The organism is Sphingobium sp. AP50, assembly GCF_900109095.1.
Taxonomy (GTDB): Bacteria; Pseudomonadota; Alphaproteobacteria; order Sphingomonadales; family Sphingomonadaceae; genus Sphingobium.
In genome coordinates, this window is sequence record NZ_FNYZ01000016.1 from 28694 (window position 1) to 53183 (window position 24490).

Annotated in this window: 36 protein-coding genes, 1 tRNA gene and 1 pseudogene; 19 read left to right on the top strand and 19 right to left on the bottom strand. The window is 57.6% G+C overall.

Annotated features, from left to right (window positions below; all coding sequences use genetic code 11):
• Positions 1-7: 7 nt before the first annotated feature.
• Both BMY84_RS21135 and BMY84_RS29905 read right to left on the bottom strand, forming a co-directional pair.
• Positions 8-373, bottom strand: a complete 366-nt coding sequence (locus BMY84_RS21135; protein ID WP_093086352.1) for a hypothetical protein — start codon at positions 371-373, stop codon at positions 8-10.
• 12 nt (positions 374-385) lie between these two features.
• On the bottom strand, positions 386-529 hold the full coding sequence (locus BMY84_RS29905) for a hypothetical protein (protein WP_177204112.1): 144 nt from the start codon (positions 527-529) through the stop codon (positions 386-388).
• A gap of 151 nt (positions 530-680) precedes the next feature.
• Between BMY84_RS29905 and BMY84_RS21140 the strand changes: the two genes are divergently transcribed.
• The 4 genes from BMY84_RS21140 (at position 681) to BMY84_RS21150 (ending at position 3592) form a co-directional block, all read left to right on the top strand.
• Positions 681-1442: an ImuA family protein gene (locus tag BMY84_RS21140; RefSeq protein WP_093086353.1), complete on the top strand. Its 762-nt coding sequence runs from the start codon at positions 681-683 to the stop codon at positions 1440-1442.
• The gene (locus BMY84_RS21145) at positions 1357-2877 is read left to right on the top strand and encodes a Y-family DNA polymerase (protein WP_093086355.1); all 1521 of its coding nucleotides are present in this window, start codon (positions 1357-1359) and stop codon (positions 2875-2877) included. The genes BMY84_RS21140 and BMY84_RS21145 overlap by 86 nt, the downstream gene beginning before the upstream one ends.
• 172 nt (positions 2878-3049) lie before the next feature.
• Positions 3050-3223 carry a hypothetical protein gene (locus BMY84_RS29910; protein WP_177204113.1) on the top strand — a complete coding sequence of 58 codons (174 nt, stop codon included), beginning with the start codon at positions 3050-3052 and terminating at the stop codon, positions 3221-3223.
• 51 nt (positions 3224-3274) lie between these two features.
• Entirely contained in the window at positions 3275-3592 is a 318-nt protein-coding gene (locus tag BMY84_RS21150; protein ID WP_143075114.1) for a hypothetical protein, read from the top strand.
• A 136-nt stretch (positions 3593-3728) separates the two neighbouring features.
• Here BMY84_RS21150 and BMY84_RS21155 read toward each other — a convergent pair whose 3' ends face one another.
• Together BMY84_RS21155 and BMY84_RS21160 are read right to left on the bottom strand one after the other, a co-directional pair.
• Positions 3729-3974 carry a hypothetical protein gene (locus BMY84_RS21155; RefSeq protein ID WP_093086359.1) on the bottom strand — a complete coding sequence of 82 codons (246 nt, stop codon included), beginning with the start codon at positions 3972-3974 and terminating at the stop codon, positions 3729-3731.
• Between the two features lie 27 nt (positions 3975-4001).
• On the bottom strand, positions 4002-4547 hold the full coding sequence (locus tag BMY84_RS21160; RefSeq protein WP_093086361.1) for a hypothetical protein: 546 nt from the start codon (positions 4545-4547) through the stop codon (positions 4002-4004).
• Between the two features lie 150 nt (positions 4548-4697).
• Between BMY84_RS21160 and BMY84_RS21165 the strand changes: the two genes are divergently transcribed.
• Both BMY84_RS21165 and BMY84_RS21170 read left to right on the top strand, forming a co-directional pair.
• Positions 4698-7964: an error-prone DNA polymerase gene (locus BMY84_RS21165; RefSeq protein ID WP_093086363.1), complete on the top strand. Its 3267-nt coding sequence runs from the start codon at positions 4698-4700 to the stop codon at positions 7962-7964.
• 301 nt (positions 7965-8265) lie between these two features.
• On the top strand, positions 8266-8463 hold the full coding sequence (locus tag BMY84_RS21170; RefSeq protein ID WP_066860776.1) for a helix-turn-helix transcriptional regulator: 198 nt from the start codon (positions 8266-8268) through the stop codon (positions 8461-8463).
• On the opposite strand, the gene BMY84_RS21175 is transcribed toward BMY84_RS21170, so the two are convergent.
• From BMY84_RS21175 to BMY84_RS30860, 8 genes and pseudogenes are all read right to left on the bottom strand, one after another.
• A complete protein-coding gene (locus tag BMY84_RS21175) occupies positions 8448-9734 on the bottom strand; it encodes a tyrosine-type recombinase/integrase (protein ID WP_093086365.1) in 1287 nt (428 codons plus the stop codon). The genes BMY84_RS21170 and BMY84_RS21175 overlap by 16 nt on opposite strands.
• Before the next feature lie 180 nt (positions 9735-9914).
• Positions 9915-9991, bottom strand: a tRNA-Pro gene (locus BMY84_RS21180).
• 264 nt (positions 9992-10255) lie between these two features.
• Positions 10256-11398: a tyrosine-type recombinase/integrase gene (locus BMY84_RS30210; RefSeq protein ID WP_218146998.1), complete on the bottom strand. Its 1143-nt coding sequence runs from the start codon at positions 11396-11398 to the stop codon at positions 10256-10258.
• A 35-nt stretch (positions 11399-11433) separates the two neighbouring features.
• Positions 11434-11601, bottom strand: a pseudogene (locus BMY84_RS30855) (helix-turn-helix domain-containing protein); the annotation flags it as partial.
• A 356-nt stretch (positions 11602-11957) separates the two neighbouring features.
• Positions 11958-12128: a hypothetical protein gene (locus tag BMY84_RS29915; RefSeq protein WP_177204114.1), complete on the bottom strand. Its 171-nt coding sequence runs from the start codon at positions 12126-12128 to the stop codon at positions 11958-11960.
• A 144-nt stretch (positions 12129-12272) separates the two neighbouring features.
• A complete protein-coding gene (locus tag BMY84_RS21195; protein ID WP_093086368.1) occupies positions 12273-12632 on the bottom strand; it encodes a hypothetical protein in 360 nt (119 codons plus the stop codon).
• An 80-nt stretch (positions 12633-12712) separates the two neighbouring features.
• The gene (locus BMY84_RS21200; RefSeq protein ID WP_093086370.1) at positions 12713-13072 is read right to left on the bottom strand and encodes a hypothetical protein; all 360 of its coding nucleotides are present in this window, start codon (positions 13070-13072) and stop codon (positions 12713-12715) included.
• A 386-nt stretch (positions 13073-13458) separates the two neighbouring features.
• Positions 13459-13842 carry an HNH endonuclease signature motif containing protein gene (locus BMY84_RS30860; RefSeq protein WP_093086372.1) on the bottom strand — a complete coding sequence of 128 codons (384 nt, stop codon included), beginning with the start codon at positions 13840-13842 and terminating at the stop codon, positions 13459-13461.
• 438 nt (positions 13843-14280) lie between these two features.
• On the opposite strand from BMY84_RS30860, the gene BMY84_RS21210 reads away from it, so the two are divergent.
• Positions 14281-15012, top strand: a complete 732-nt coding sequence (locus tag BMY84_RS21210; RefSeq protein WP_093086373.1) for a hypothetical protein — start codon at positions 14281-14283, stop codon at positions 15010-15012.
• 384 nt (positions 15013-15396) lie between these two features.
• Here BMY84_RS21210 and BMY84_RS29380 read toward each other — a convergent pair whose 3' ends face one another.
• Together BMY84_RS29380 and BMY84_RS21215 are read right to left on the bottom strand one after the other, a co-directional pair.
• A complete protein-coding gene (locus BMY84_RS29380; RefSeq protein WP_143075116.1) occupies positions 15397-15663 on the bottom strand; it encodes a hypothetical protein in 267 nt (88 codons plus the stop codon).
• A gap of 236 nt (positions 15664-15899) precedes the next feature.
• Entirely contained in the window at positions 15900-16439 is a 540-nt protein-coding gene (locus BMY84_RS21215; protein ID WP_143075117.1) for a hypothetical protein, read from the bottom strand.
• Positions 16440-16572: 133 nt separating this feature from the next.
• Between BMY84_RS21215 and BMY84_RS21220 the strand changes: the two genes are divergently transcribed.
• From BMY84_RS21220 to BMY84_RS21230, 3 genes are read left to right on the top strand one after another with little or no spacing between them, the layout of a single operon-like run.
• A complete protein-coding gene (locus tag BMY84_RS21220; RefSeq protein ID WP_093086376.1) occupies positions 16573-16773 on the top strand; it encodes a hypothetical protein in 201 nt (66 codons plus the stop codon).
• Complete coding sequence (locus tag BMY84_RS21225) at positions 16773-16994, top strand: hypothetical protein (RefSeq protein WP_093086378.1); 222 nt, start codon at positions 16773-16775, stop codon at positions 16992-16994. Before BMY84_RS21220 ends, BMY84_RS21225 begins: the two co-directional genes overlap by 1 nt.
• Positions 16991-17221 carry a hypothetical protein gene (locus tag BMY84_RS21230; RefSeq protein WP_143075118.1) on the top strand — a complete coding sequence of 77 codons (231 nt, stop codon included), beginning with the start codon at positions 16991-16993 and terminating at the stop codon, positions 17219-17221. Before BMY84_RS21225 ends, BMY84_RS21230 begins: the two co-directional genes overlap by 4 nt.
• Here BMY84_RS21230 and BMY84_RS21235 read toward each other — a convergent pair.
• Positions 17203-17844 (bottom strand): hypothetical protein, encoded by a 642-nt coding sequence (locus BMY84_RS21235; protein ID WP_143075119.1) that lies wholly within the window; start codon positions 17842-17844, stop codon positions 17203-17205. The two genes, BMY84_RS21230 and BMY84_RS21235, sit on opposite strands and share 19 nt — an antisense overlap.
• Before the next feature lie 176 nt (positions 17845-18020).
• Here BMY84_RS21235 and BMY84_RS21240 point away from each other — a divergent pair, with 176 nt between their 5' ends.
• Positions 18021-18620: a hypothetical protein gene (locus BMY84_RS21240; RefSeq protein ID WP_093086382.1), complete on the top strand. Its 600-nt coding sequence runs from the start codon at positions 18021-18023 to the stop codon at positions 18618-18620.
• A gap of 241 nt (positions 18621-18861) precedes the next feature.
• Here the strand turns inward: BMY84_RS21240 and BMY84_RS21250 are convergent, their stop codons facing one another.
• Positions 18862-19431, bottom strand: coding sequence for a hypothetical protein (locus tag BMY84_RS21250; protein WP_093086385.1), 570 nt, complete (start codon positions 19429-19431; stop codon positions 18862-18864).
• Between the two features lie 127 nt (positions 19432-19558).
• Between BMY84_RS21250 and BMY84_RS21255 the strand changes: the two genes are divergently transcribed.
• Entirely contained in the window at positions 19559-19894 is a 336-nt protein-coding gene (locus BMY84_RS21255) for a lysozyme (RefSeq protein WP_371262436.1), read from the top strand.
• Here the strand turns inward: BMY84_RS21255 and BMY84_RS29385 are convergent.
• Both BMY84_RS29385 and BMY84_RS21260 read right to left on the bottom strand, forming a co-directional pair.
• Positions 19809-20378, bottom strand: a complete 570-nt coding sequence (locus BMY84_RS29385) for a hypothetical protein (protein WP_143075120.1) — start codon at positions 20376-20378, stop codon at positions 19809-19811. The two genes, BMY84_RS21255 and BMY84_RS29385, sit on opposite strands and share 86 nt — an antisense overlap.
• A gap of 35 nt (positions 20379-20413) precedes the next feature.
• Entirely contained in the window at positions 20414-20734 is a 321-nt protein-coding gene (locus tag BMY84_RS21260) for a hypothetical protein (RefSeq protein WP_093086526.1), read from the bottom strand.
• A gap of 91 nt (positions 20735-20825) precedes the next feature.
• Here BMY84_RS21260 and BMY84_RS21265 point away from each other — a divergent pair, with 91 nt between their 5' ends.
• The 7 genes from BMY84_RS21265 (at position 20826) to BMY84_RS21290 (ending at position 24037) form a co-directional block, all read left to right on the top strand.
• Complete coding sequence (locus BMY84_RS21265) at positions 20826-21065, top strand: hypothetical protein (RefSeq protein ID WP_093086388.1); 240 nt, start codon at positions 20826-20828, stop codon at positions 21063-21065.
• A gap of 308 nt (positions 21066-21373) precedes the next feature.
• Complete coding sequence (locus BMY84_RS21270; protein WP_093086390.1) at positions 21374-21622, top strand: hypothetical protein; 249 nt, start codon at positions 21374-21376, stop codon at positions 21620-21622.
• Positions 21619-21741, top strand: a complete 123-nt coding sequence (locus tag BMY84_RS30550) for a hypothetical protein (protein WP_256215343.1) — start codon at positions 21619-21621, stop codon at positions 21739-21741. Before BMY84_RS21270 ends, BMY84_RS30550 begins: the two co-directional genes overlap by 4 nt.
• Positions 21742-21747: 6 nt before the next feature.
• Complete coding sequence (locus BMY84_RS21275; protein WP_093086391.1) at positions 21748-22188, top strand: hypothetical protein; 441 nt, start codon at positions 21748-21750, stop codon at positions 22186-22188.
• 74 nt (positions 22189-22262) lie between these two features.
• On the top strand, positions 22263-22661 hold the full coding sequence (locus BMY84_RS21280) for a hypothetical protein (protein WP_093086393.1): 399 nt from the start codon (positions 22263-22265) through the stop codon (positions 22659-22661).
• 44 nt (positions 22662-22705) lie between these two features.
• Complete coding sequence (locus BMY84_RS21285) at positions 22706-23296, top strand: terminase small subunit-like protein (protein ID WP_093086394.1); 591 nt, start codon at positions 22706-22708, stop codon at positions 23294-23296.
• 78 nt (positions 23297-23374) lie between these two features.
• On the top strand, positions 23375-24037 hold the full coding sequence (locus BMY84_RS21290; RefSeq protein ID WP_093086395.1) for a recombinase family protein: 663 nt from the start codon (positions 23375-23377) through the stop codon (positions 24035-24037).
• Between the two features lie 65 nt (positions 24038-24102).
• Here BMY84_RS21290 and BMY84_RS21295 read toward each other — a convergent pair whose 3' ends face one another.
• A complete protein-coding gene (locus BMY84_RS21295; RefSeq protein ID WP_093086397.1) occupies positions 24103-24405 on the bottom strand; it encodes a hypothetical protein in 303 nt (100 codons plus the stop codon).
• Between the last annotated feature and the right edge of the window lie 85 nt (positions 24406-24490).

Genomic DNA, 24490 nt, shown 5'->3' on the forward strand with positions numbered 1-24490 from the left:
GAGCTAATCAGTTTGGTTTCTGGCCGTCGCCGGCAGCAAGGTTGAAACGGTCGAGCAGAGCATCGATCGGATGGATGCCGGTTTCTTCAAAGGCGGAGCGTAGATTCTGGGCATGCTGTCCCAGCATCTTGCCATAGGCCTCGGCGCCTTTGCGCAGGCTCTGCCGCGTCGGGAATTCTGGCGCCTGCTCCATGACGCAGGCGAGGCCCATCAAAATGCCTTCGACCGCCAGATCGGGATCGACTGTCTGATCGCTGTCCCGGACCGCTGATCCCAGGATCAGTTCCAACGTCTGCTGGGCAACGCGAAGTTGCGTCGCTTCGCTCTGCGGCAGGCTATCAATGCCTTCAATGGCGATGATGCGTGCGGTCATGCTGCTGCCTCCTTACCAGGGAATTTCATCGTCGGTGACAAGTTCGGGATCATGAGCGGGATGATAGCGCGGCGGCATCGAGTCGCGTTCCGATTCGTTGGCAGGCTGGACGACCGAAGGCTCTGCCGCAGCCTCCTCGCCAGGCTTGAGGCTCAATTTTCTTCGCTGCGAGGCCATTGGTTTTCCTGCCTTGTTTCAGAAGCGTTTCGCCCGACACGTCGTCTGTTCGACTCCGCCCCGTTGACTTGGCTTCAGTATAGAACAAAATAGGAACAAATCCAACCGCGAGCCAGAAGGAGGCCCTTCAATGAAGGAAAGAGGGGCGCGTCCCCGTGTTGCTGCCTTGCGCGCCCAGATTGCCGAGATCGAGGGTGCAGAACGTCGGCGCAAAGAGGTTTTGCCTTTCGGACTGGAGATAGTGGACGCCAAACTGCCTGGTGGCGGGCTGGCGCTCGGTGCGCTGCACGAAGTCGCAGGTGGTGCCCAGGGCGTGACCGACGGTGCGGCCGCTGCGCTGTTCACCGCCGGCATTCTCGCGCGGGTGAGTGGCAGCATCCTTTGGTGCATGACCGAGCCCGATCTGTTCGCACCCGCGATTGCGCAGGCGGGGCTCGATCCCGATCGCGTCATCTATGTGGAAGCCCGCGATGAGACGGCAGTGCTCGCCTGTTTCGAAGAAGGGCTGCGCCATGGCGGCCTTGGCGGGGTGGTGGCGGAACTCGCGCGGCTGTCGATGACATCTTCGCGGCGCCTCCAGCTGGCGGCCGAGAGCAGCGGCACCATCGGCATTGCGATCCGGCGCTGGCGGCGCCTGGCCGAAGCGTCGGACTTTGGCCAGCCCACGGCGGCCGCGACGCGATGGCGGGTGACGGCCGTTCCGTCTGAACCCTTGCCAGTGCCGGGGGTTGGTCGGCATCGCTGGTTTGTCGAGCTCATACGGTGCCGGGCAGGGGAGAGCGCCGATTTTCTGGTGGAGGCCTGCGATGCGACAGGTTGTCTCGCTCTTCCTGCCGACCTGGCCGACCGATCGGCTGCGTCGCAGGCTTGGGCAGGGCGCGCCGCCTCCTGACGCGCCGCTGATCCTTGCTGGCATGGACAGGCAACGCCGGGTGATCACCGCGGCGAACGCAGCCGCGCGCATGACCGGTCTGTATGCAGGCATGGCCGTTACCCAGGCGCAGGCGCTGGTGCCCGATCTTCTCATCATGGATGCCGAGCCGCAGGCGGACCGGGAAGGACTGGAGCGCCTCGCGGTCTGGTCGCTGCGCCGCTATGCGCCGATCATCGCGGTCGATCCGCCCGATGGGCTGATGCTCGACATCACCGGCGCAGCCCATGCCCATGGCGGCGTCATGGGCGTGCTCAAGGACGTGGTGACGCGACTTGCGCAGGTAGAGACGGCGGCGCGCGCAGTGTGCGCGCCCGCCTATGGCGCCGCACACGCGTTGGCGCGCTACGGTGTCGAGCCGCTACGCGCTATCGATCCGTTGCAACTGCCCGACGCCATCGCGGACCTGCCGATAGCGGCGCTTCGCCTCGACCAGCCTGTCGTCATTGCCTTGAGCAAGCTGGGCCTTGATACGATCGCCGATCTGGAAGCCATGCCGCGGGCCTCGCTCGCGCTGCGCTTCGGCTCGATGCCGGGCCTGCGGCTCGATCAGGCTTATGGCCGAGTTTCCGAGCCCTTCGAGCCGATGACGGCGCCCGAGCGCATCGAGGTCGAATGGCGATTTGCAGAACCGATCGGCGCACCCGAGACCCTTGCCCGCTACACGCACAAGCTGGTCGAGAGCCTCTGCCAGCAGCTGGAGGAAGCCGGCGTCGGCGCGCGGCGGCTGGATTTGCGCTTCTACCGTGTCGATAACCGGATCGAGGCGATCCGGGCAGGACTTGCCAAGCCGAGCCGGGACAGGAAGCAGATGGGAAGGTTGCTCTGTGATCGGATCGAGACGGTCGATCCTGGCTTTGGTGTCGAAAAGATGCTGCTCGCCGCGCCTCTGGTCGAGCCGCTTGGGCTTCGCTCCATCTCGCATCTGGGTGAGACGCCGATGCCCGATGTCGCGGCGCTCGTCGACATATTGGGGAACAGGGTGGGGGAGGAGCGGCTCTACCGGGTTGCTGCGCGGGAGAGCGATATTCCCGAACGCTCCGTCACCCGCATTCCGCCCATGTCTGACCCAACGCTGCTGCGCTGGCCCGAATGCTGGCCACGCCCGGCCCGGCTGTTCCGGCGGCCTGAGTCCATCGAGACCATAGCGCTTTTGCCTGATCATCCGCCGGTCCATTTCGTCTGGCGCGGCATGCGCCGGAAGGTGAAGCGCGCGGATGGGCCGGAGCGCATCTATGGCGAATGGCATGTGAGCGACGAGGAGTGGTTGAGCGTGCGGGATTATTTTCTCGTCGAGGATGAGACGGGCGCGCGTTACTGGGTGTTCCGTCAGGGCGATGGCGTGGACAGTGCCACGGGCGGGCAGGGCTGGTTCCTGCATGGCCTGTTCGGCTAAATGACAAAAAGCTGCGGTGCGTTCGGCGTCGTGCTGCCGGTCTCGATTGCAAGCGGGCCATCAGCCGCTATTGCGGATAGCGCGCCCGCTATGCCATTTTCCGCAACAAATCTACGGCATCGGTATATTTGCCATGTTGCCGCGCCAGCATCGCTAGACCATAGGCTCCTCAATGTCTGATGAAACAAACGCTATAATTTTACGGGTGGTTGAGCGCGCCCCGCAGTGGCTGCGCCACGATCTGGAATCGAAGGACGCAGCCGCGCGCCGCCGCGCGGAAGAAACATTGGCGGCGATGATCAGTGATGCGCTCGCCAATGGAACCGGCGCCGACCGGGAGGATTAAGCGCGACACTTCGTTGAAGGGCGAGGATAGCTAAGCGTCGTGGAGAATGCGGTGTCCGGATTTTCTCTCGTCCTTGCCGTGGTGTTGATCGGAGCGTCGATGGCGTCTGTCGCCGAGCCTCATGAAGCGCTGCACATCATGTGCGCACAGAGCCGCACCTTCGATGTCCGGATCAGCGCTAACCAGGCCCGCGTTCAACTGGCCGATGGCCAGTTGCTGCTCACCCGCAAGCCGTCATCGCTGGGCGATCATTTTCGTAATGACGATGCGACGCTGATCATTGACGAGGATTTTGTCGCCTTCGCTCAGCGAGGGGACTGGGATTGGCAGGATTGTCATGTCGATCCGTCTTTTGGTCCGAAACGGTGACGAAACCATCTTGAAAAGCCACCGCAAAAGCATAGCCTGAAACTGTCGCTCTTTTCCCCTTGAGCGGCACGTCCCTGACCTCACCCCGCCGTGAAGCTTGGCTCCGGCGGGGAGTCTTTGATTTAATAGCGTAGTGTCAGGCTGCCGCGGAGAGCGGAAGCATGGCGCTCAAATTGGGGGCATGGCCGCTGCGGGCCTGGATTTTTTCCGGATAGGTAAGGCTGCTGACCGCAGCCTGATCGCCATCTTCAAACTCATTCCTGCTGGTTTCGAGGATCCCGCTGTGGTCGCGAACCTTGCGGTCGGTCGCCGTGCCGATGATGGCCTGTGCCCCTTCCGGGCCAGGGAGCGGCGCTGCAGCTTCACGTGACGGCTGGAACAAGCCGGTGGTTCTTGATGGACGGGCCGGTCAGTTATCTGCTCTCCACCGATCCAGCGCTGCGTCATATTTCTTGCGGGCGGCATTGATGGTCGCTTCGAGCCTGGCCTGATCCTTTTGTCCTGCGGCGCGGAGCCGCGAGATCTCGTCCTTCAGCCGGGCGCGCTGGTCTTCCAGTTCTGATACCTTGGCACTGAGCGCTTGTTGCTGGGCCTCCAGCTTTTGTTCGGCCGCGTCGAGCGCGGCCCGATTTGGCCGGGGGCGCGGCTTTCTGGGCCGAGGCGGCGCGGCGGATGAGACGTCCGGCGTCTCCTTGGCCGGGCGTGCCGGCGGCTTCGATTTGGCCAGCGACGCGAGATGCTGCGCAGCGCTGCCGCGGGGCACTTTGATTACCGTGCCGGGCTCGGCGAGTGGCGCCTTCATGAGCTTGGGATCGGTCACCTGCTCGGCAAGGCCGCTCGCGAAGAGATTAGTGTCGGCGCCCCATGCCTCCAGTGCCTTCTTCTGGCTGGGCGCGGCGACATAGGCGTCATGAAAGCCGATCGGGGTTCGAAACACCTTGAGTTTGGCGGCCATCGTCCCGTCTCCCAATCCCTCACCCTGGTCAGCGGGACTCCATCTCAACGCAGATGGGCGCAAATCGGCTGCACGCGCGATTGACTCTTTGGGCGTCGGAACAAATAGCGAACAATATGCGCTGTAATGTGAGAACCGGCAGGTGCCGCCATGCGATATGCTGAACTTCAGTGCGCCTCGCACTTTTCCTTCTTACGCGGCGCGTCGAGCTGCGAGGAGCTATTCGCCCAGGCGCAGGCCTGCGGTCTCGAGGCGCTCGCCATCACCGACCGCAACAGCTTGGCCGGGATCGTTCGCGCTCATGAGGCGGCGAAGGTCACCGGGGTCCGGTTGATCGTCGGCTGCCGCCTCGACCTTGCCGAAGGACAGTCTCTTTTGGTCTATCCCATGGACCGACCTGGCTATGCTCATCTCTGCCGCTTGCTCAGCCGCGGCAAGAAGCGGGGCGGGAAGGGCAAATGCATCATCGGTTGGGATGACGTCGCGGATTTTGCCGAAGGGCTTCTCGCCATCTTATTGCCGGCTGAGGTGGAGGAGGCGCAGGCCGTCATCGATCGCTTCGCCGGGATATTTGCTGGACGGGGCTATCTGGCGCTGACGCTGCGCCGTCGGCCGGGCGACCAGCTGCGCCTGCATAATCTCTCCAACTTGGCCGCGCGCCATGGCGTGCCGACCGTGATCACGGGCGACATCCTCTATCATCATCCGCATCGCCGTGTGCTCCAGGAGGTGATGACCTGCACCCGCTATCGCTGCACCATCGATGAGCTGGGCGCGCGGCGCGAGCTCTATGCCGACCGCTATCTGATGCCGGCGGCCGAAATGCACCGGCTCTATGGCCGCTATCCCCAGGCGCTTGCGCGGACGCTGGAAATCGCCGAGCGCTGCCGTTTCTCGCTCGACGCGCTCAAATATCAATATCCGCAGGAAGTGAGCGCTTCCGGGCAGACGCCGCAGGCGGCGCTGGAACAGATGAGCTGGGAGGCGGCCAAGGCCCGTTATCCTGACGGCGTGCCCGACAAGGTCGCGCGCCTGCTGCGCCATGAGCTGGGGCTGATCGCCGAGCTTGGCTATGCGCCCTATTTCCTGACGGTGAACTCGATCGTCCAATTCGCGCGGGGCGAGGACATATTGTGCCAAGGACGGGGATCGGCGGCCAACAGCGCGGTCTGCTATGTGCTGGGGATCACCTCAATCGACCCGGAACGCTCCGACCTGCTGTTCGAGCGGTTCATCAGCCAGGAGCGCAAGGAGCCGCCCGATATCGATGTCGACTTCGAGCATGAACGGCGCGAGATTGTCATGCAGTGGGTGTTCGACACCTATGGCCGCGATCATAGTGCGCTCTGCTCGACCGTTATCCGCTACCGCGCCAAGGGCGCGATCAGGGATGTCGGCAAGGCGCTGGGCCTCTCGGAAGATCTGATCAAGGCGCTCTCGGGTCAGGTCTGGGGCTGGAGCGAAGAGGGCGTGCAGGAGCGCCATGCCGAGCAGCTCAACCTCAATCTCTCCGACCGGCGGCTGCGGATGGCGCTGGATCTCGCGCGGGAACTAATCGGTACGCCGCGCCACCTCTCGCAACATCCCGGTGGGTTCGTGCTGACCCACGACCGGCTCGACGAACTGGTACCAATCGAGCCCGCCGCCATGGCGGACCGGCAGGTGATCGAGTGGGATAAAGACGATATCGACGCGCTTAAATTCATGAAGGTCGACTGCCTGGCACTAGGCATGCTGACCGCGATGAAACGTGGGTTCGATTTCCTGGAGCAGCATAAGGGCATCCGCATGGATCTGTCCTCTATCCCGCCCGAAGATCCCCGCACCTATGCGATGATTCGCGCCGCCGACACGCTGGGCGCCTTCCAGATCGAGAGCAGGGCGCAAATGGCGATGCTCCCGCATATCAAGCCGCGCACCTTCTATGATCTGGTGATCGAGGTGGCGATCGTGCGGCCGGGACCCATTCAGGGGGACATGGTCCATCCCTATCTGCGCCGCCGGGCGGGCAAGGAGAAGGTTGAATATCCCAAGCCGGAGCTGGAAAAAGTGTTGGGCAAGACGCTGGGCGTACCGCTGTTCCAGGAGCAGGCGATGCGAGTCGCGATCGAATGCGCTGGGTTTACCGCGTCTGAGGCGGATCAACTTCGACGCGCCATGGCGACGTTCAAGTTCACCGGCGGCGTGTCGAAGTTCAAGGAGAAGCTGGTGAGCGGCATGGTTGAGCGGGGTTACACCGCCGAGTTCGCAGAGAAGACCTTCGGCCAGCTGGAGGGCTTTGGCAGCTATGGGTTCCCCGAAAGCCATGCGGCCTCGTTCGCGCTGATCGCTTATGCGTCATGCTGGCTCAAATGCTGGCATCCCGAAATCTTCTGCACAAGCCTACTCAATGCTCAGCCCATGGGCTTCTACGCGCCCGCCCAGATCGTGGCCGATGCCAGGGCGCACCGGGTTGACGTGCGGCCAGTCTGCATTAACGCCTCGCACTGGGACTGCACGCTCGAGCCAAGCGCGGGCGACCGGTTCGCGGTGCGGCTCGGCATGCGGATGGTGACCGGGCTGAAGGAGGCGGACGCCGCCCGGATCATCGCGGCGAGGGCAGATGAGCCGTTCGTCAGCGTGGAGGAATTATGGCGTCGGGCCGGTGTGGGGGCAGGGGCACTCAATCGACTGGCGGAGGCCGATGCTTTTCGTGCGTCACTTCGGCTAGCGCGGCGCGAAGCGCTATGGGCGATCAAGGGGCTGCGTGACGAGCAACTACCACTGTTCGTCGCCGCCGACGCGCGGGAGAATGGGTTCGTTCAGGAGATTGTCGAACAGCCGGTGGCGTTGCGGCCGATGAGCGAGGGCAGAGAGGTGGTGGAGGATTATGGTCATGTCGGCCTCACCCTTCGCCAACATCCCGTGTCGTTCCTGCGCGAGGAATTGCTCCGACAGAAGATGGTACCATGCAGCGCGCTCGATACCACCAGGGATGGGCGCTATATCTGGCTGGCGGGGCTCGTTCTGGTGCGCCAGCGGCCGGGGTCAGCCAAGGGCGTGATGTTCATCACTATCGAGGATGAGAGCGGGATTGCCAATCTCATCATCTGGCCACGCATGTTTGAGCAGAATCGTCGGATCGTCATGGGTGCGCGGATGCTGGGGCTATACGGGCAGGTGCAGCGGGAGGGGGAGGTTGTCCATGTTATCGTGAGGAAATTGATCGACATGTCGCCGTTGCTCGGATCGCTAGGGCAGAAAGGAGAGGCATTTCCTCTTCCCTACGGACGGGGTGACGGGGCGCGGAGCGGTGGGGGACCCGACCCAAGGGAGAGTTCGGCAAGGCAGCCTGCCGCACGGGATATTCTCGTGCCGGATCTTCATATTGATCAGATGCGCGACAAGGCCTTGGTAAAGAGCCGGAATTTTCATTGACTCAGGCGTCGATCCGCTGGCGCCAAGCTTCACATTATACGCAACGTTGGAATGGATGGTTATGGAGTTCACAATTGGCATCGCACATCTAGCAGTCGGTATTTCAGCGGTTCTCTCACCGGGGCTCATAGCCTACCGGATCATCCTAGTTCGCCACTGAAGGGCCAGCGCCTGGAGAAAGGCAAAGACGTGCATCGCAGCGTTGCGGTTGACGTGAGAAATCGCGCATTGACTTGAACATCGTGAAGACAGAACCATATATCATTCAGGCGGGCAGACCGATCCTAAGGATTGGTACGCCATGAAAGATTTCGAAGAGCAGTTTTTGCGCATCGGCAAGGTCATCGAGAAGACTGGCAAGCCGAGGGCATCGATATACCGCGAGATGCAGGCCGGGACCTTTCCCCGACCCGAGCGCATCGGACCGCGCGCCGTCGCTTGGCGCCTTTCTGAGCTGTCCCGCTGGATGCAGGCTCCTCGAGACTACCATTTGGATTGAAACCACTGGAGCGGGGCGGTCGTCGCAGGATCTGCCAGCTCATGTTCAGCGGCAGGTTCTCGGCATTGCGCCTCCGCTGCGTCGAGATAGTCTCCCCACCAATTGAGCATCTTCCTCCGATGGTCCAGGTAGCGCGCCGAATTGTAAATGCCTCTGACCCCGCGGGGGACGTGAGCAAGCTGCAGCTCGATCCAGTCAGGCAGAAACAGACCGGACTCGTTGAGAACGGTGCTTGCAAGCGACCGAAAACCATGCACGGTGACCTTGCCTCTCAAGCCCATGCGGTAAAGGATATCCAGCATCCTGTTCTCGCTGATCGTATCCGAGCGCGAGCCGGCGACCGGGAACAGATATTTGCCGAACCGTTCGTTCCCTGCCAACCCATAAGGGTTTTCGTCTCTGATCTCGCGCAGTAGCGTGATCGCCTGCGGCGGCAGTGGCACGACATGCTCGGTCCGCATTTTCATGCGACCTGCGGGTATGCGCCAAACCGGTTCGTCTGTTCCGAGGCCCTCAAATTCGGACCAGGTCGCAAAGCGCGTCTCCTGCGTCCGGACCATGGTGAGCATCGTCCAGCGCAGCGCCAAGTGGCTCATGCGGGAGCCCTGATCAGCGTTGAGCTTGCGAAAGAAGGTGGGAAGGTCTTTAGCTTCGACCTTGGCCATGTGGCGGGTCGCGGGAAGCTTCACCATCGCCGAAATGAGATCCCGGCATGGATCGCTATCTACGCGTCCATCAGGGATGGCATATCGAAAAATCTCGCTGCATGTTCCCCTGAGCCGGTGAGCCATGCCGACCGACCCGCGCTGTTCCACCAGCCTTAACACTTCGAGGACATGACGCGGCAGAATTGAGCGAACCGACTTGCTGCCAAGATGAGGAAAGATATCAGCCTCAAGGCGTCGCTTGGTGATCCTGTAATATCTCGGTGACCAGGACGACTTCCGCGCCTTCAGCCATTCGATAGCTAGAGCCTCGAACGTAAGGGCATTGGCTCGCCGCTGAAACTTTCGCTCTTCCAGCAAGGAGGATGGGTCCGTGCCGCCGGCGATCAGTCTCTTGTTGCGGTCCCGCCAGGCTCGTGCCTGGGAAAGGCTGGTATCAGGATATATTCCGCCACTCAGCGTCTTCTGTTTGCCATCGAAACGGTAGGCGAGCTGCCAGATCTTCCGGCCAGATGGCTCGACCCGGATAAGCAGGCCGCCGCCATCGGATTTCTTTAGCGGCTTGTCGTGAGCGGTTGATCGAGTCAGCAAGTCGTCGGAAAGCATAGTCCTTCATCTCCGCGTTTCACGCGGCGAGACGAACAACATTTCCGCCAAGAATGTGTTGTTTCACCATTCCACCTCGAATCCTGGTGGCGTCCTATGATGACACATTCAAACCACTGAAAACAGTGGATTTTCACCCTGGACCTCATGGGTAAATTTGAGTTGTTTTGAGGCAAAGAGTGGTCGGGGAGACAGGATTCGAACCTGCGACATCCTGCTCCCAAAGCAGGCGCGCTACCAGACTGCGCTACTCCCCGACTGGCAGAAAACCGCCATTTTCCGTCGGTTTCGGCCTATTTTGAGGCCAAATCGAAATCCCCAGAATCCCCAGAATCTATCCACTTTCATCGGCCTTTTTCAGAAAATCCCCAGATTTTCCCCAGACTAATTCGGTGCTTTCGATCCGGGCAAACCGATGATTCGCCGGAAGTGCTGGCCTATAACGACGCAAAGCGGCCCCGTCTTCATCGAAATGAAAACAGGGCCGTTTTTTCTCCTACTCTGGGGATTCTGGGGATTTGCTATTTGGCCGCCTTCTCCATCGCGGCCAGCACGTCATCATGGAACGCATGGGCGTAGCGGGCGGTCTGGGCGATATCGCTATGACCCAACAAGGTCTGCGCGATTTTGAGATTACCGGTCTTGGCGACGATCCGGGTCGCTGCCGTATGCCGCAGGTCATGGAAGCGGAAATCCCGGACACCAGCATGCGCCAGCGCACGTTGCCAGTCCCGTGCCCAACCGCCCTGCGAGAACGGGTAGCGTTCGCCCTTGATGCGGGCAGGACGGTCGGCGCGGGCAGGGGCTGGACGACGGCAATAGTAAGTGAAGACACGGTCAGTTCCATCGACCTCCGGGAACTCTTTCAGGATTTCAATCGCGCGCGCCGTCAGGGGGAAGGTGTGGGGCTTGTCGGCTTCGCCCTTCGTTTTGAGCAGGATGGTAGCGCGCCGGGCTTCGAAATCGACCTTGTCGCGTTCCAACGTAACTACGGCCGATTTCCGCTGACCAGTGATCATGGCGAATTCCGCCACCAGCGCCAGATCGGGATTGATCGTCTTCAGCGTGTCCATCAGGCGCTTCTCCTCGCCATCGGTCAACGCACGGATGCGCTCGACCTCCGCGCCGGTGTCACGGGCCTTTGCCCAATTGGGTTCGCGCCCGCAATCATATCCAAGGTCGACAGCGTAGCGCCAGACCCGGCGCAGCAGTTCGATTTCCCTGTTGATCGTGGAGTTCTTCAACGGCTTCGAACGCTGGTTGGTCGCGTGGCGCTGACTGCGATACTCAATCAGCGAGGCAAGGTCGATTTCAGCCAGAGTGATCCCCAGCGGCATCAGCGCGACAAGGTAGTCTAACTGTCCCTTGTAGGTGACTGCGGCCTTCTGTTTACTCGATTTGTCATCCTCGTAACGGATGCAGGCATCAGAAAGGGTAATTTTCCCTTTCGTCTGCGGGACACCAGATGCCTTCGCTGCAATATCGGTTTTCAGCGCGACACGTCGTTCGGCGACAAATTCAGCAGCTTCTGTCGCTTTAATGCAGCCCGTTGAGCCACGTTCGCGCCTTCCTTTGATGACGATGTCATATTGCCAGTAGGGCGAGCCTTTGGCGGTGAAACAGTTTTTCGGCTGCTTGCCTGTCGGGCCGGTGGCTGCGGACATGGTTTGACTTCCTTTTGCGATTGCTGACCGGCTATAAATGCGTTCAGCGCGGTTCGGGTGATCCGCCATTTTGACATGACCTTGAAGGCGCGCAGCCTTCCGCGATCTATTTCACGGCGCACAGACTGAGGGCTGACCTTCAGGTCGGCCGCAACTTCGTCGATCGTCAGATTTTCGTCTTGTTGGGGTTGAGGTGTGATCATGTCCCAACGCTAGAAAACCGGTTTCGCAAAAGTCATTATTCATCGTGATGGCCTCCGCTGAATTCTGGGGATTCTAGCAGAGGCTCTATGAAGTCAATGAAAAAGAAGTGAAATCTGAATGTTTGTCGATGGTGGAGTTCAGGATGAGGGGCGACCCGAATTTTAACTTGAAGTGTTTTCGGTTCGGTATCGAAACTAAAAATCTGTCTGATTTGGATTAACGCCAGATGAATGCGACTTGCCATGGCGGCGAGGATAGTGCAGCGCGTCGATGCGACCGGAGGCTTGTTGTTGATCTATGATCCGACAAGTTTTTGAACTTGGCCCGATTCTTAAGGGAGGATCGGGCCAGTTTTTTAGGCCTGCGCCTCCATCAGGTAGTCCCAATACTCGGCCATCAAGTCGAGGTCGTACAGGCCCGTGCTGGCCCACAGAGGCCGTTCTGAGGCCCTCCGCACCCTATCCATAGGGAAGGCAATGACGTTGCTGGAGGAAGCTGTGTCGGGCGTGATGTCGGTGGTCTGCATGATGGTGGTCCCCCCGGTCTAGCTGCATCCTTGGCCAGACCGGACGGGGCGCAAGGAAGGGTTCCACGCGGCCCCCGCCGCGCAGATGGTTCGTTGAAGTGTCGATGTTGAGAGTGTGGGGAGGTCAGGGCCTCCCAGATAGGCTTACGCAGCCTTGGCGTAAGAGAGTCGTTCGTAGTTAGCTTTGCCGCCGCTATGGATGGTCACCGCAGCATACTTGGTCACAACGGCAGCGAACCGGAGTGCCTTTGCAAAATGGCTACGGAACGGTACTGCCTCAAAATACAAGCCGTGCACAGTTTCCGACTTGGTCAGACCGAAATTGCTGGCCACGGTATCGGCCATTTCAATGGCGGCGGCATCGACCACAGCAGCGAGCCAAACCGCCGCAATGCGATCATGAGTGTCCAGCGCGGCAATCTCCGCAGCAATGGCCTTTTCCCGACGCAGGAAGTCGGCACCGGTTTCGTTTTCAACGTGGATCAAGGTCTCGGTAGGGGTCATTTCGATGTCCTTTTGTTACAGGAGAGGGTTTCGGGAACCGCGTGGCCCCGGATGGTCGAATTCAAATTGTCAGGGTGGTGTTAGTTAGCCGTGGCGGCCAAATAGCTATCGATCACAGAAATGATTTCTGCGTGGGGTACCCGGTCGCGCCAGTCTAGTTCGGCGGCCGGAAAACAAACGACGCTCAGGATAGAGAAAACGTCCATGTCCTGCGCGCCATAGCAATTGAGGAGGTTAGAATAGTACAGGCTCAGGCCCGACCCGGTGATCGTGAAGGCCAGTGCGTGGGCGGACATCATCCGGCCTGCACGATACTCTATCCACTGGTTAGCGTTGCCATCTAGGTCGACCGCGACGACCACAAGGCCGTCCTCGACCGGAACCGGGGAGACGGCGTAGGAGCGAAGTGCGTAGTGATCGATGGTTACCTTGTCCCACATTACAGGGGCGCTACGTCGCGCCTGAAGTATAGGTCGTGGAAATTTATTGCTTGAACGCATTCGATCGAGTGTTCGCACACTAATACCCAACCGGGTCGCTACCTGTTCTTTAGTCAAAGTCGTCATGTCTCGGTGTCCGTTGTGTCCGTCATGGCGGCCATTATCGCGAATCAAAATAACGCCGTCAATTACCCCAATTAGGAGATGGAGCCGCAAAACTTATATTTGCCATCTGGTCCGGCGGTAATTTGAAATTCAGGAAGTTATTTCCAAAGTCAGATTTTGAGTTGGTAGATTTGACTTTTAAGATTTCCACCATTTCTGCGGGTTTGCGGACCGCCGACCAAGGTGAAAATATTTTCGCGCCGGTCGGCGACCCTTCAAGACTAGATTTCGGAAATCATTTCCGATGCGCGATCTTCGTTTCGGAAATGATTTCTGGGCTTATTCCGCCACGCATCAGGGCCGACCGCTATGCCATTCCGCTTCGCATCGGCCATATTCTCGACCGCATCGCCCCAGCGCAAGTTAACCGCCCTGTTGTCGTCTTTGATGTCATTCCAATGCAGAACTAATTTCTTGCCGACCGGTGCGGGACCATGGAAGGCCTCACAGGCGAGCCTGTGGACTAGATATGCATCGCCGTGATGTCGAACCCGGACGTAGCCGTCCGTTGCGATGTAAGGTTGATTGGTCGTTCCGCGCAGATTGCCTTCAGAACTAATTTCCACCCCGTTGAGGCCGGGGGCCGCCTTCCATGTTTCTACCATGGAAATACTTATCCGAAGGCACCCAACTGCCCTTGGAAAGCCCGAAAAACCAATAAAATGGGGCCACCGCTGGTAGAAACGGTGACCCCTAGTTTCATGTCTTAGCTGTCGGGACGGCAGCCAATTGATGGGAGACAACAGGCGGGGAGATTAAAGCCGCTGAACCACCGTCCGACAAAACTAATTATGCAACAACGCCAGATCGGCGCGCAATATGTTTCGACGTCGACAATAATAACGAAAATATTGCCCTACCGGCACCCCAATAGGTAATCTCTATTAAATAGACATGTCCGGGTGTAGTGGCTCTGGCACAGGCAGAATGATTTTGACTAAATAGGTCCGTGGTCCGTATGATTGGGTCATTACCTCAGTTCAAGTTTACGCCCGTGGGTCCACTACCCCACGGGCGTTTTCTTTTGAACGAGGTAAACGACGATGTTGATGTTGAAGATGGAAGGATACCGCGCCCAAATCGCGGAAATGGCTGAAGCGGCCAACGAAGATGAGATCATAAAGCAGGCGATCGTCGAGATGCTGGCCGAAGCTGGGATCATCGAACCGCCCAAAAAATGGGAGCCACCCAAACCTTGCCCGACCACCATCGCGGCGGCCGAATTGTCTATTTTTGACAATTGGAAAGGCAAGGCTACGGCGCAGAAGAGCAAGCCATATCGCTGGGCCGTTTCACTTAAAGTGTGGACCAAAAATCAAAAAATCGACTGGAGGAAGCCTTACTTCATAGCAACCGTCACCCTGTTCGATGCGAAATCAATTTACGAAAAGGCCACCGACCTGAAGCGCAAAAGCCTGCTGCACCCTATCAGCGAAGAGTACGCCGCGACCGTGACCGACCTGATTGCGCCGCTAATGGATGAGGCGGGCTATCGTGGCGGCCTCCTGTACACCAAGCAGCATGGCCGTGGCACCTTCTACCACGACCACCAGTTGCTCCTGATTGACGCGAAGGAACTGGAAAGTCGCAGCCCACGGGCCGCGACCCTGATCGTGGATGGGGAAACCCGGATAGCCATGGAGGGGTTCAGCAATCGGGATGCCAGCGGCAAAAAGCTGTCCGGCAACTGCATCGCACAATGTCGCTATATTGACCCGGATGATGCGGTCTTGAGCAAGTCGCTTGCGTCTTGGTCAACGCAGAATCTCTATTAATATAAGAGGAGAGTATACGTAGTATAATATTAATAGAGATTCTCCGAATTTCCCTTTGAATATAAGCACTTACGTGCACACCCCTTCGGGGGAATCTCTATTAAATAGAGACGCCTTCGACGGGGTCGAAGACCTCGAAATATTCGGCTGACGCCGTGGAATTTCAGGCGCTCTGCGCCCTCGTCAATAGCTATTACTTTGTTGCGGTCAGGGGCTACTGCCCCCTCCTCAAGAATTAAAAAGTGAAACTTAATGTGGTGGTCGCGCGCGGGGTGCGAATGCGGCCCGTGGAGGCGGATAGGAGCGGCGACGGAGGTGGCGCGGTAGGGATGGTGCGCAGCGGCTCAATCGCGCTGTAGGCGGCTGTAATCGCCTCTAAAACGGTCAGTTGCGCAGCCGCCTTGTTAGCCGCTTCCACCGATCTTCGCTGTCCATCCATTGCGGGTAGGTGGGAGGTTTGGCTGTGGGTCGGATCGACGCCGGACGGCCACCGCACCGGGTACAGCGCATCTTCTGCCCGACCAGCCGGATCGAATCTTTGTGGCGATGCAAATAGTACCAGCGCTGGATTTTCACGCGATCCAACACGGCTTCATGACCGCAGGCGCAGCTAACATGCAGGTTGGCGTCCCGCCTGACATAGTCGCTCAACGACTCCATTCTGATATTCGCGCCCATTTGGTGGAAAGAACAATACAAGAACAAATATTCAAGGCCGATGCGACGATCCGTTTGCGATCCTGTGGATAACTTTGTGGATAACAAAAACGCCCCCGCCTTTATGACGGGGGCGCTGGGGCTGCTGGTGGGTCGAGGGACGAAACACGCACCAACCTTGAGGACAGGCTATAGAAAAACACTTTAAGTGAAAGTGCTGAAACGAAAAATTAGATCGCGTCCGTCAATCCTGCATCGCTCTTCGCCTCATACGACAGGATGAAACCGGGTACTGCGCCGGTGGTTAGCTTGATCAGGACGCCATCTTTGTACCACTCATAATCGGTCATATGACGATCGATCCCCATGGATGGAGTGAAAGCCCGGTTTCCCGTCTGGGTGCGCTCTTCCTTGCGTCGTGGCTCTCCATACTTCTCCAGCAGGGCGGCCAGAACCATGCTGTAGTCATCGATGGTGTCCAGCGTGACCTTGCGCACATGCTGCGTTTTGGAGCCATCTGGATGCTTCCGCGTCTCTAAATCGACCTCGACATCGACGACGAATTTTGGGGCCAGCGGGTAGCTGAAATAGGTGCCCAGCGACGTGATTTTTGGAAATTGGGCGCGCACTTCACGGAAGTCCATCCCGGCGCGGATACCCTGCCACAGGATCGGGCCGGTCGACTGTTCGATAGGTGGAGGTGGGGCTTTTGCCGCCATCGCTCCAGTCGAAACCACCATCATCGCCATTGCCACAGCATACTTCATCATTCGACCATCTCCGCAACAATTCAAATGCCACGATGATATCCTAGGACTCAAAGTTGCGCAATTTACTTCTTTTAGAAGTCAAATGGGTAAGAAAATATCGACCCAGAGAATGGGCACCCGGCATAAGTAGGTGATGGATACGAACGATTATCGCGGTGAAATCATCCGCAAACACAAGGCTGGTCGGGACACATACGAGGTCAGCTATCTCGATTTGCGCGGCCTGCATCCGATGGATCGCAGGAAGTTGGAGTGGCTGGCATTCGCGCCGGGTCACGTTCAGCAGGCGGTAGCGGACACGCGGTTGGACCTGATGGTCAATGGGTGGTCGTGATGGCGTGGACCGAAGAATATTTCACCCGGCTGCGGTCCAACATCGATGCCTATCAGGATGCGCAAGCCACCGGCTCTGTCGTCGTGCTTGCCATTCTGACCGATGAGGAATTTGACCAACACATGGTCCAGCGCGAAGATGTGACCTATAGCCTGACCGGCCTTAATCGCGCCCGCACTATGCGGTTCTTTTCGACGACACCGATTGTAGAGTTTCCATGAAGTGCATGGACCTTCACGATTTCCTTGCCGACATCGACCGGCGCAAGGCTGAACTGGGCATCGTCGACCGCGATCCTGAAGAGGTGTGGGCGGAAGCCGTGGCGCGCAAGGTCCGCAAGCTGGAGCGTCTGGCCGAACTGGCTGAAGCTGGTGACTGCACCGATATCAGCGGACTGGATCGTTACGAGCGTCGATGGGTGTTATGGGGTCATCGCCAAGAGGGCTGATCTTCGATGACCAAATATTTTTCCGTCAATTTCAAAAATGTTTTGAATAATTCTTGTGCTTCTCTCGCTTCTTTAAGATCGATAGACATGCTTGGAAAGACTTTGTCACGAAATTCTCGCAGACCTACCTTTTCCTCTTCGATCTTGCGAGTTGCATAAGCGCAGATCAATTCATAAATTTTCCATGCTGCATCGTGAACTTCCTTATCGAATATAAACCGAGCAGCTTCAGCGGATGACAGAATTTCACGGGCAAGCTCGCGCTCGTTTGAATAATCAACGGCGTGGATCAGGGCATAATAGGCGCGAACATCTGCGACGATCTTGATCCTGCGATCGTAAAAGTCTCCGCGTAGCGCCATTCCCTGTAGCGCAGTCTGTTGCCGCATTATCTCAGTCTGACGTTCAGCAATTTCGGCTTGTTTCGACGTGATCTCCACTTGTCGCCCGCCGATCCACACCGCGCCGACAACCGCCGCCGCTCCGGTCGTCAACGTGGCAAAATCTCCCCATTCAAATGCCCACCGATCAATCCAGCCCAGCTTATCCATGCCCCAGACGCTAATGCCGGTCACAACTGCACCAACGCTGGTACCCAGCCCGATTTTTGTGACGTTCTTCAAAACCGGCTCCCGTGTCAAAGTATGAGCATGTCCAAGACAACACCCCCGCTTGACCCTAATACCGCCAAGCTGGTGGCTGCCCAGCGTGATCTTTCGGATCGTTCGGCCACCGCACTGTGGCAGATTGACGGCTACCGCAGTAAGCGGAATGATACGGAAACGGGGGTAGGGGTAATATGGACAGCCAAGCGAAGCTGAAGAAGCCTTGGAATTGGTGGAAGATCGGCTTTTTTGTAATATTGTTCATCTTTGAAGTGACCCGCGAAATCGCAGTCATTTCGTCGCACCAGACGCCGGTAGTGAATGAAAGCCTTTCGGTCATCAATGCCGATGGGTACGTCGTTGCTAGAGGAAAATGGCGTCGTACCGATTACGGAAGTCCGCTGATCCCGAAGGCTGTCAGTATAGAGTGTTGGCAGCACACTGGCCAATGCGTGGAGGCCCATTCCAACACGTCTGACGGCTACGTCTATGCGCCAAGGCTTGATTGGTTCGACGCCAAATTTACCTTTGACGGGGTCACTTATGAGAACAATCAACCGGAGTGTGCCACCTACTCGGTACGCATCGACCTAAAATTGGAACAAGTTTCTGCGACTAGGGTACGAAAAGACAATCCGACCAACAAGCTATGCAAGGAACTGGAGCCGCGTGTCGCAATGCAACTGGTCGAAGGGTTTGAGCCGAACAAGGAGCCGTTCAAAGGTCATTTCGTGCCGATATTGGATTTGGTCGGTTGGGTGATCAAAACATTATTCGACCGTGAACGTAGCTAGTGTAGGTGAGTTATGGAATGGGTCAATATCGGCTGGGCTGCGTTATTCCTATTCGTGATGATCAGCGTTCCAGTCTATTGGGTGGTCAAACTGGGCACGTATAGCAGGGGGCGCGCCGCCAAGGTCAGCGCTGCTGTCACCCTCATATGCTTCGCTATGGCGTCGTGTCAGGCCTATTTCGGTTTCCCTGACCGCGATCAGGAGCCGGTGCCGCACCAGCCCGCATACGAACGGTGAAATCCTACATGCCTTCTAGGGGGTCATGCGGGTGAACAACAGCTTCCGTTTTAGCGCATGATATTAAGCTGGGAATCATCTTTCGAATAATATTCGGGCTAAACGTGTAGATAATCTGATCCTGCGTAACCTCTCCCGATATATCGCCCCGTGCTAACCCGAACATCTCGGCCTTCTGAAGGTAACCCAGCACTTCGGCACCTTTCTTCGTGCTAAATCGCAGAGCGTTTGAATCGGATAGTGTAAGTCCGACTGCGGTTACTTCATATAGGTGTTGATCGTATTCACTGCCAATGGCAGCCTTCAGTTCGTATTTCTTTCCAAGGACGATCGACTTGAACCGTTTATCTCCAAGCGTGAACACAAGATGGTCGCGACTTTCATCGTAGGCTATGTGAAAAAACATAGCGAGATCGCTGCGCATGGTGATCAATGTGCATTCGCCAGTCTCGCGATACACATGCACGGTTCCATCGTTCGCATAGACCTGATCGCCAGCCCAAGCTGGTGTAGAAAACAGGATGCTGGCGGCGGCGATGAGTTGCTTGACCTTCATTCCGTCAAAGTGCCGCATTACTCGTTAGCATTCGCCTAATTAGGGGAATGAACCTCTAAAAACATCGGCCAAGGGCCGCGCACTCATCACCACGTTCGAAGGCGAACGTCTTACCGCTTACCTTTGCCCTGCCAAGGTCTGGACGATCGGGGTCGGTCACACTGGTCCCGATGTCCGCAAGGGCCAGACCATCACCAAAGAGAAATCGCAGGAATTACTGGCCGCCGACCTTGCCCTCTTCGAAGGGGCGGTTAATCGTGGGGGCGGGAAGATGACCCAGAACCAGTTCGACGCCATGGTCAGCTTCGCCTTCAACGTTGGGACCAGCGCCTTCGTCACTTCGACCCTGCTGAAGAAGCATCTGGCCGGTGATTATGCTGGGGCGGCGAAGGAATTTAGCCGCTGGAACCGGGGCGGCGGTAAGGTGCTGGTTGGACTGACAAAGCGTCGGGCTGCGGAGGCGGCGCTTTACCTGACGTAATCTTGCGTCCAAGTCGCTTTTCGCACTCTTCGATGGACATGTGCGCCCTCGCGCAGCCGGTTTCTTCAATCCTGTCCATTGTTTCACTATAAGCTTTCCGGGCTTTCTTTGTGTCGATTTGCATCGTTGCACTCAGGAGCGTTTGAAGCGGTATCACTAATTGAACAGCCGTAAGGCCAAGCGTGATCGACGCCGTGGCGGCATACCGCTTTCTATGACTGGGACTCAGCGGCCTTTGGAGGCACTCCACATGCCACCGCGCAATCGGCAGCCCAAGGTAGATGCCAGCGAAGACCGACATCAATACGGTGACGAACAGACCGATAGTAGGTTCAACGACCTTTAGGGCAAAGCCTACGAGCGTCGACAGGATGATCATTTCTAGAAAGCGGAAGCTGCGATCAATTGCCTTGTCGACGTTGATCCGACCGAAATTGGCGGCCCAGCGGGCAAGAAACGATTTCAATCTGTCGATCATGTTCATAACGCCACCATAATAAAGTTAAGCGGCGTTTGCTATCAGCTAGGCCCGGCTTCCCATTCGAACCCGTTTTTCTCGCACCAGCCCGCATAGGTAGTCTTGGACCGTTTGCTGATCCGGGTGTCTGGACGCTGCAATACGATGATGATGCGCCACCCCGGATTGGCATCCCTGACGGCGCGCATCTTGCGCCGGTCCTCCGCAGGGAAATGACCCTTGGCCTCCCGAATGACCTTGGCGTCACGGTCGATGAAGTCAGGGGTGTACGTATGCTCTACTGTGTAGGTGAGGCGGATGGCCTCATATTCCCAGTTGGTGCCCAGTTGGGTGGCAACGGCGCTTTCGAAACGATTTCTCATCTCGAATTTATCCCGATCGCAACGGGCCACCCCTCACTTCATGTTAAACCCAGTCGGGTATTGCCAGCGCTCTGGTCCAAAGAGGTGTGGCATGTTCGAAGCGATTGATTTTCTGGCCCGGATGATCGGCTATGGCGTCTTGATCATCGGTCCCATGGCGGTTTGGGTAAACCATCGACGCGACATGGCTCGGCGTGAAATCGCGCGAACGGAACACGAAGGTATGATCCGGCAGATGGAATGGGCCAAGGAGAATGCACCGTACGATTATCCGCGCCTTGAACGCGAATATGAAGAGTACCTGCGCAAAAAGATGAATTTGGAAATTTGACGTTTTTCCCTCTATCAAGCCTCTGGTTCCCCAATCGTATAAGTAGAATGGGAGACGAAGAAGAATAATGACTTTGAATATCTCCCATCGCCAAAATGGCGCTACACAATTGGGAGATTACATTTTCAAATGCAAAAGTTCTGGAACATATTTTTCGCAGTCATCGCGATGATTATTATTGCACCCGACCTCTGGGCAGCATCGCATAGTCTTCCTCTGACCGGTTGGCCCGTTTGGTCGGTGGCCCTCAACAGCGCATGGGCTACGTTCTGCCTGACAGACCTCTTCCGTGTGGAGGGCCGCTGATCATGCGTATCGACAACGATTTCCTGACCCTGATCAAGCACGTCATTGTGCTGGACAGGCTCGAAGACCTCTTCGGTGATCACCCGTCTGGTGATGAGGCCATCACGGTGGTGCAACAGGCGGTTGATGCGCTGGTCGCCAAGATCAACGCGGCCCACGACGCTGCTACCAAGGCGATCTACTATCTGGCCAAGGATGCCGCCGATACCGCGATCACTATCAAGATGATCGATGAGGATGACCAGTCATGATGGAAATCGAACATCTGCTGGAATGTCTCTGGGCCGCACAGGCGGAGGCAGAATGGGATGAAAGCGCACTGGATCAGGTGGCTTGGTACGAAGCGTTGATCGAACAGGCAGGGGGGTGATCAATCATGACCTTCCTGACCCTTATCGGCCACACGGTCGAAGCCGCCAAGTCCATTGCCACAAGTCCAGACTTTGAAGCTGCATGTGGTGCCTTGTCTGTTTACCGCGATACCAACCCCAGTGAGATTGGCGCAACCTTCCGTGCGATCATCGTTGACCCTGCTGGTACTATAGTGGCCCGCATCATGGGTGGGGCGGGTGACGATGCTATCAGGACGCTGGCCGAAGCGTGGGGCGTACATCGCCGCAAACTGGCCGTGTCAGTGATGGTCAGCGCCGTCGACCCGGACGTCGAAGGGGATGTCGGTGTCGCTATTACGATGACCCAGTTGGCCGCTGATGTCGAAGACCTGCCCGATGGGGCTGGCGAAGACCCTGTGGACCAACCACAGCTTGAAGAAGAAATTCAGCCAGACCCGGTTGAACCCGATCAATCAACAGAGTAACGGCCAAATCGTGTCCTGATCGAGAGCGTAAGCGACCTGCCTGTCGGTCAGGACACTACCGATCGGGGGATAGTATGCGGTTTCTTTTGACTGCTTTTGTCGTAGTTGCGTTGACCGGATGCACTTCAAGTGAAGAAACGATGTGTAAGGCAAACATCACAAATGGCTTGATCAATCCAGAGACGGTTGAGTTTTACGATTTTCAACCGCTTGATGCGGATGCCGATCTAGATACCCTATGGAGGCGTGAAATCGTAGCCAGCCAAGGCATCCGGCTCCACTATAACAATGCCTCGGTGCGTAATCAGGTTCAGCCGGAGATCGATCGGTTGAAGGGTGAGGACAACAAGGTCAATGCCACCTACGCCACCTATCGGGTAAAAGCAGAAAGCCGTGTGGGTCTGAAGGTAACGCAGGAATACTTTTGCCGGATTGGTGCTGGTGAGTGCAAATGCGGGCCAATGGCTGAGTAGAAGGCTGTCTGACGGGCCGGTGGTCCCAATATCTAAATACAGATATGAAATCCTCGAAAGACCCCCCGTCCGTCCTCGACGGCACCCTCACAGTAGAAGAATTGTCCGCCATCAAGGCTGCGGATCAAGTATCGGTCATGGGCAAGCAGACCATCCGCGATATCGGCGCGCGCGCCCGGCAGATTGCGGGGTTGAAACCCGGCAGCAAGACGATCCGCACTCCAGAATTGATCGACGAGATTGTTGACCGCCTACGATATGGCGAAGCGTTGGCGTCGATAGCGTCAGACCCGACGATGCCTGCTTATACTACTATCTGGAATTGGCGTGAGGCCGACCCCGATTTGGACTCGTTGATCCGGCGATCGGAGGCGGTTGGCCAGCATTTCCTAGTCGACATTCAGCAGGACATTGCTTTGGCTGGCGTCTTCTCGACCGGTGATCGTCTGCGTGATGAATTCTTGAACCGGACCATTGATAAGAACGTCGGCCGTCGCAACCGCGCGGAATTCGGGGAGCGTGTACAGGTCGATCAGTCCCCGGTCGTCATCAACCTACCTGACTGGGCTATCCGTGTCAGCCAGTCCAAGCCCCGCCTAATCGAAGCGCTACCTCCCCCCGATCCAGATGCATAACGTTTGGTCAGACGCTCGTTTGACCTAATGATATGACTGCTATATCGTCGGAAACCACGCTTTTCCGGGGATGATGAAGTGGCCGACTATGTTGCCTATTATCGCGTTTCTACACGGCGGCAGGGATCGTCGGGGCTGGGGCTGGAGGCCCAGCGCAATGCCGTTGCTGAACACCTTCGAAGCCGGGATAACGTGATCGCCGAATATACGGAGGTTGAGAGTGGCAAGCGCAAGGATCGCCCGGCACTGCTTGAGGCCATAGAACGTGCCCAATTGACCGGGGCGCGGCTGATCGTGGCGAAGCTGGACCGTCTGGCCCGTAACCTGCACTTCATTACAACCCTCATGGAAACGAAGGTCAGATTCGTCGCTGCGGATTTGCCAGACGCTAATAACCTGACCGTGCATATCCTTGCCGCCGTCGCGGAAGCCGAAGCCAAGATGATCAGTGATCGTACAAAGGCCGCACTGGCGGCTGCCAAGGCCCGTGGTCAGCGTTTAGGTGACGATGGCAGCAATCTTCGCAACCAGAGCGTGGGCCTCAAACGTTCTTTAGAGGTCCGTCAGGAGGCTGCCCAGCTTCGGGCGGCCAGTGTGCGGAAGGTCATCGTGGAAGCGCAGGGGCAGGGGGCCGCGTCGCTGGCCCAGATCGCCCAGTTCCTGAATGAACGGTCGATCCGGGCTGCCAGAGGTGGAGCGTGGACATCTACGGCTGTCAGCCGCGTGATGCGAGAATGCTGATTGCCGGTGTCTACCCATCACCTTGCAGATGAGAGGAAACGCCAAGCCGCCAGCGAACCAGCGGATTAACGCTTCCGCGCCTCTTCGCGAAGTTCGTCGATTTCGTTGCGCAAGATTGTGAAATACAGGTCGAGAATATCGACCGCGATTTCCTTCGCGTCCATGTCGGGCAGTCCTGCAATACCGTTGCTCAGACGGACCCTGATTTCTTCGAAACGCTCCTGATCCTGCGGGTTATCGAACGTGTGGACCCTGATCGTGTGCATTGCCAACCATGCGTCTTCAACACGCTGCTGGATCGTCCCGATGCCGGTGGCAAGATTATGGATCGCGGTGCTCAGCGCGCGGCGCGCGTAATCATCAGACATTTTCTATCCTCTTTGTTTTGCAGACATAATGGTTATGCCTAAACCCTGTACCTGCGGCTAGGGTACTGATGAGACGAGGGCCGTC

What these genes read in the sequence shown, in the direction of transcription:
- BMY84_RS21135 (WP_093086352.1), bottom strand. Translation starts at nt 373, where the DNA reads ATGACCGCACGCATCATCGCCATTGAAGGCATTGATAGCCTGCCGCAG.
- BMY84_RS21140 (WP_093086353.1), top strand. Translation starts at nt 681, where the DNA reads ATGAAGGAAAGAGGGGCGCGTCCCCGTGTTGCTGCCTTGCGCGCCCAG.
- BMY84_RS21145 (WP_093086355.1), top strand. Translation starts at nt 1,357, where the DNA reads ATGCGACAGGTTGTCTCGCTCTTCCTGCCGACCTGGCCGACCGATCGG.
- BMY84_RS29910 (WP_177204113.1), top strand. Translation starts at nt 3,050, where the DNA reads ATGTCTGATGAAACAAACGCTATAATTTTACGGGTGGTTGAGCGCGCC.
- BMY84_RS21160 (WP_093086361.1), bottom strand. Translation starts at nt 4,547, where the DNA reads ATGGCCGCCAAACTCAAGGTGTTTCGAACCCCGATCGGCTTTCATGAC.
- BMY84_RS21165 (WP_093086363.1), top strand. Translation starts at nt 4,698, where the DNA reads ATGCGATATGCTGAACTTCAGTGCGCCTCGCACTTTTCCTTCTTACGC.
- BMY84_RS21170 (WP_066860776.1), top strand. Translation starts at nt 8,266, where the DNA reads ATGAAAGATTTCGAAGAGCAGTTTTTGCGCATCGGCAAGGTCATCGAG.
- BMY84_RS21175 (WP_093086365.1), bottom strand. Translation starts at nt 9,734, where the DNA reads ATGCTTTCCGACGACTTGCTGACTCGATCAACCGCTCACGACAAGCCG.
- BMY84_RS30210 (WP_218146998.1), bottom strand. Translation starts at nt 11,398, where the DNA reads ATGTCCGCAGCCACCGGCCCGACAGGCAAGCAGCCGAAAAACTGTTTC.
- BMY84_RS29915 (WP_177204114.1), bottom strand. Translation starts at nt 12,128, where the DNA reads ATGCAGACCACCGACATCACGCCCGACACAGCTTCCTCCAGCAACGTC.
- BMY84_RS21195 (WP_093086368.1), bottom strand. Translation starts at nt 12,632, where the DNA reads ATGACCCCTACCGAGACCTTGATCCACGTTGAAAACGAAACCGGTGCC.
- BMY84_RS21200 (WP_093086370.1), bottom strand. Translation starts at nt 13,072, where the DNA reads ATGTGGGACAAGGTAACCATCGATCACTACGCACTTCGCTCCTACGCC.
- BMY84_RS30860 (WP_093086372.1), bottom strand. Translation starts at nt 13,842, where the DNA reads ATGGTAGAAACATGGAAGGCGGCCCCCGGCCTCAACGGGGTGGAAATT.
- BMY84_RS21210 (WP_093086373.1), top strand. Translation starts at nt 14,281, where the DNA reads ATGTTGATGTTGAAGATGGAAGGATACCGCGCCCAAATCGCGGAAATG.
- BMY84_RS21215 (WP_143075117.1), bottom strand. Translation starts at nt 16,439, where the DNA reads ATGATGAAGTATGCTGTGGCAATGGCGATGATGGTGGTTTCGACTGGA.
- BMY84_RS21220 (WP_093086376.1), top strand. Translation starts at nt 16,573, where the DNA reads ATGGATACGAACGATTATCGCGGTGAAATCATCCGCAAACACAAGGCT.
- BMY84_RS21225 (WP_093086378.1), top strand. Translation starts at nt 16,773, where the DNA reads ATGGCGTGGACCGAAGAATATTTCACCCGGCTGCGGTCCAACATCGAT.
- BMY84_RS21230 (WP_143075118.1), top strand. Translation starts at nt 16,991, where the DNA reads ATGAAGTGCATGGACCTTCACGATTTCCTTGCCGACATCGACCGGCGC.
- BMY84_RS21240 (WP_093086382.1), top strand. Translation starts at nt 18,021, where the DNA reads ATGGACAGCCAAGCGAAGCTGAAGAAGCCTTGGAATTGGTGGAAGATC.
- BMY84_RS21250 (WP_093086385.1), bottom strand. Translation starts at nt 19,431, where the DNA reads ATGCGGCACTTTGACGGAATGAAGGTCAAGCAACTCATCGCCGCCGCC.
- BMY84_RS29385 (WP_143075120.1), bottom strand. Translation starts at nt 20,378, where the DNA reads ATGAACATGATCGACAGATTGAAATCGTTTCTTGCCCGCTGGGCCGCC.
- BMY84_RS21260 (WP_093086526.1), bottom strand. Translation starts at nt 20,734, where the DNA reads ATGAGAAATCGTTTCGAAAGCGCCGTTGCCACCCAACTGGGCACCAAC.
- BMY84_RS21265 (WP_093086388.1), top strand. Translation starts at nt 20,826, where the DNA reads ATGTTCGAAGCGATTGATTTTCTGGCCCGGATGATCGGCTATGGCGTC.
- BMY84_RS21270 (WP_093086390.1), top strand. Translation starts at nt 21,374, where the DNA reads ATGCGTATCGACAACGATTTCCTGACCCTGATCAAGCACGTCATTGTG.
- BMY84_RS30550 (WP_256215343.1), top strand. Translation starts at nt 21,619, where the DNA reads ATGATGGAAATCGAACATCTGCTGGAATGTCTCTGGGCCGCACAGGCG.
- BMY84_RS21275 (WP_093086391.1), top strand. Translation starts at nt 21,748, where the DNA reads ATGACCTTCCTGACCCTTATCGGCCACACGGTCGAAGCCGCCAAGTCC.
- BMY84_RS21280 (WP_093086393.1), top strand. Translation starts at nt 22,263, where the DNA reads ATGCGGTTTCTTTTGACTGCTTTTGTCGTAGTTGCGTTGACCGGATGC.
- BMY84_RS21285 (WP_093086394.1), top strand. Translation starts at nt 22,706, where the DNA reads ATGAAATCCTCGAAAGACCCCCCGTCCGTCCTCGACGGCACCCTCACA.
- BMY84_RS21295 (WP_093086397.1), bottom strand. Translation starts at nt 24,405, where the DNA reads ATGTCTGATGATTACGCGCGCCGCGCGCTGAGCACCGCGATCCATAAT.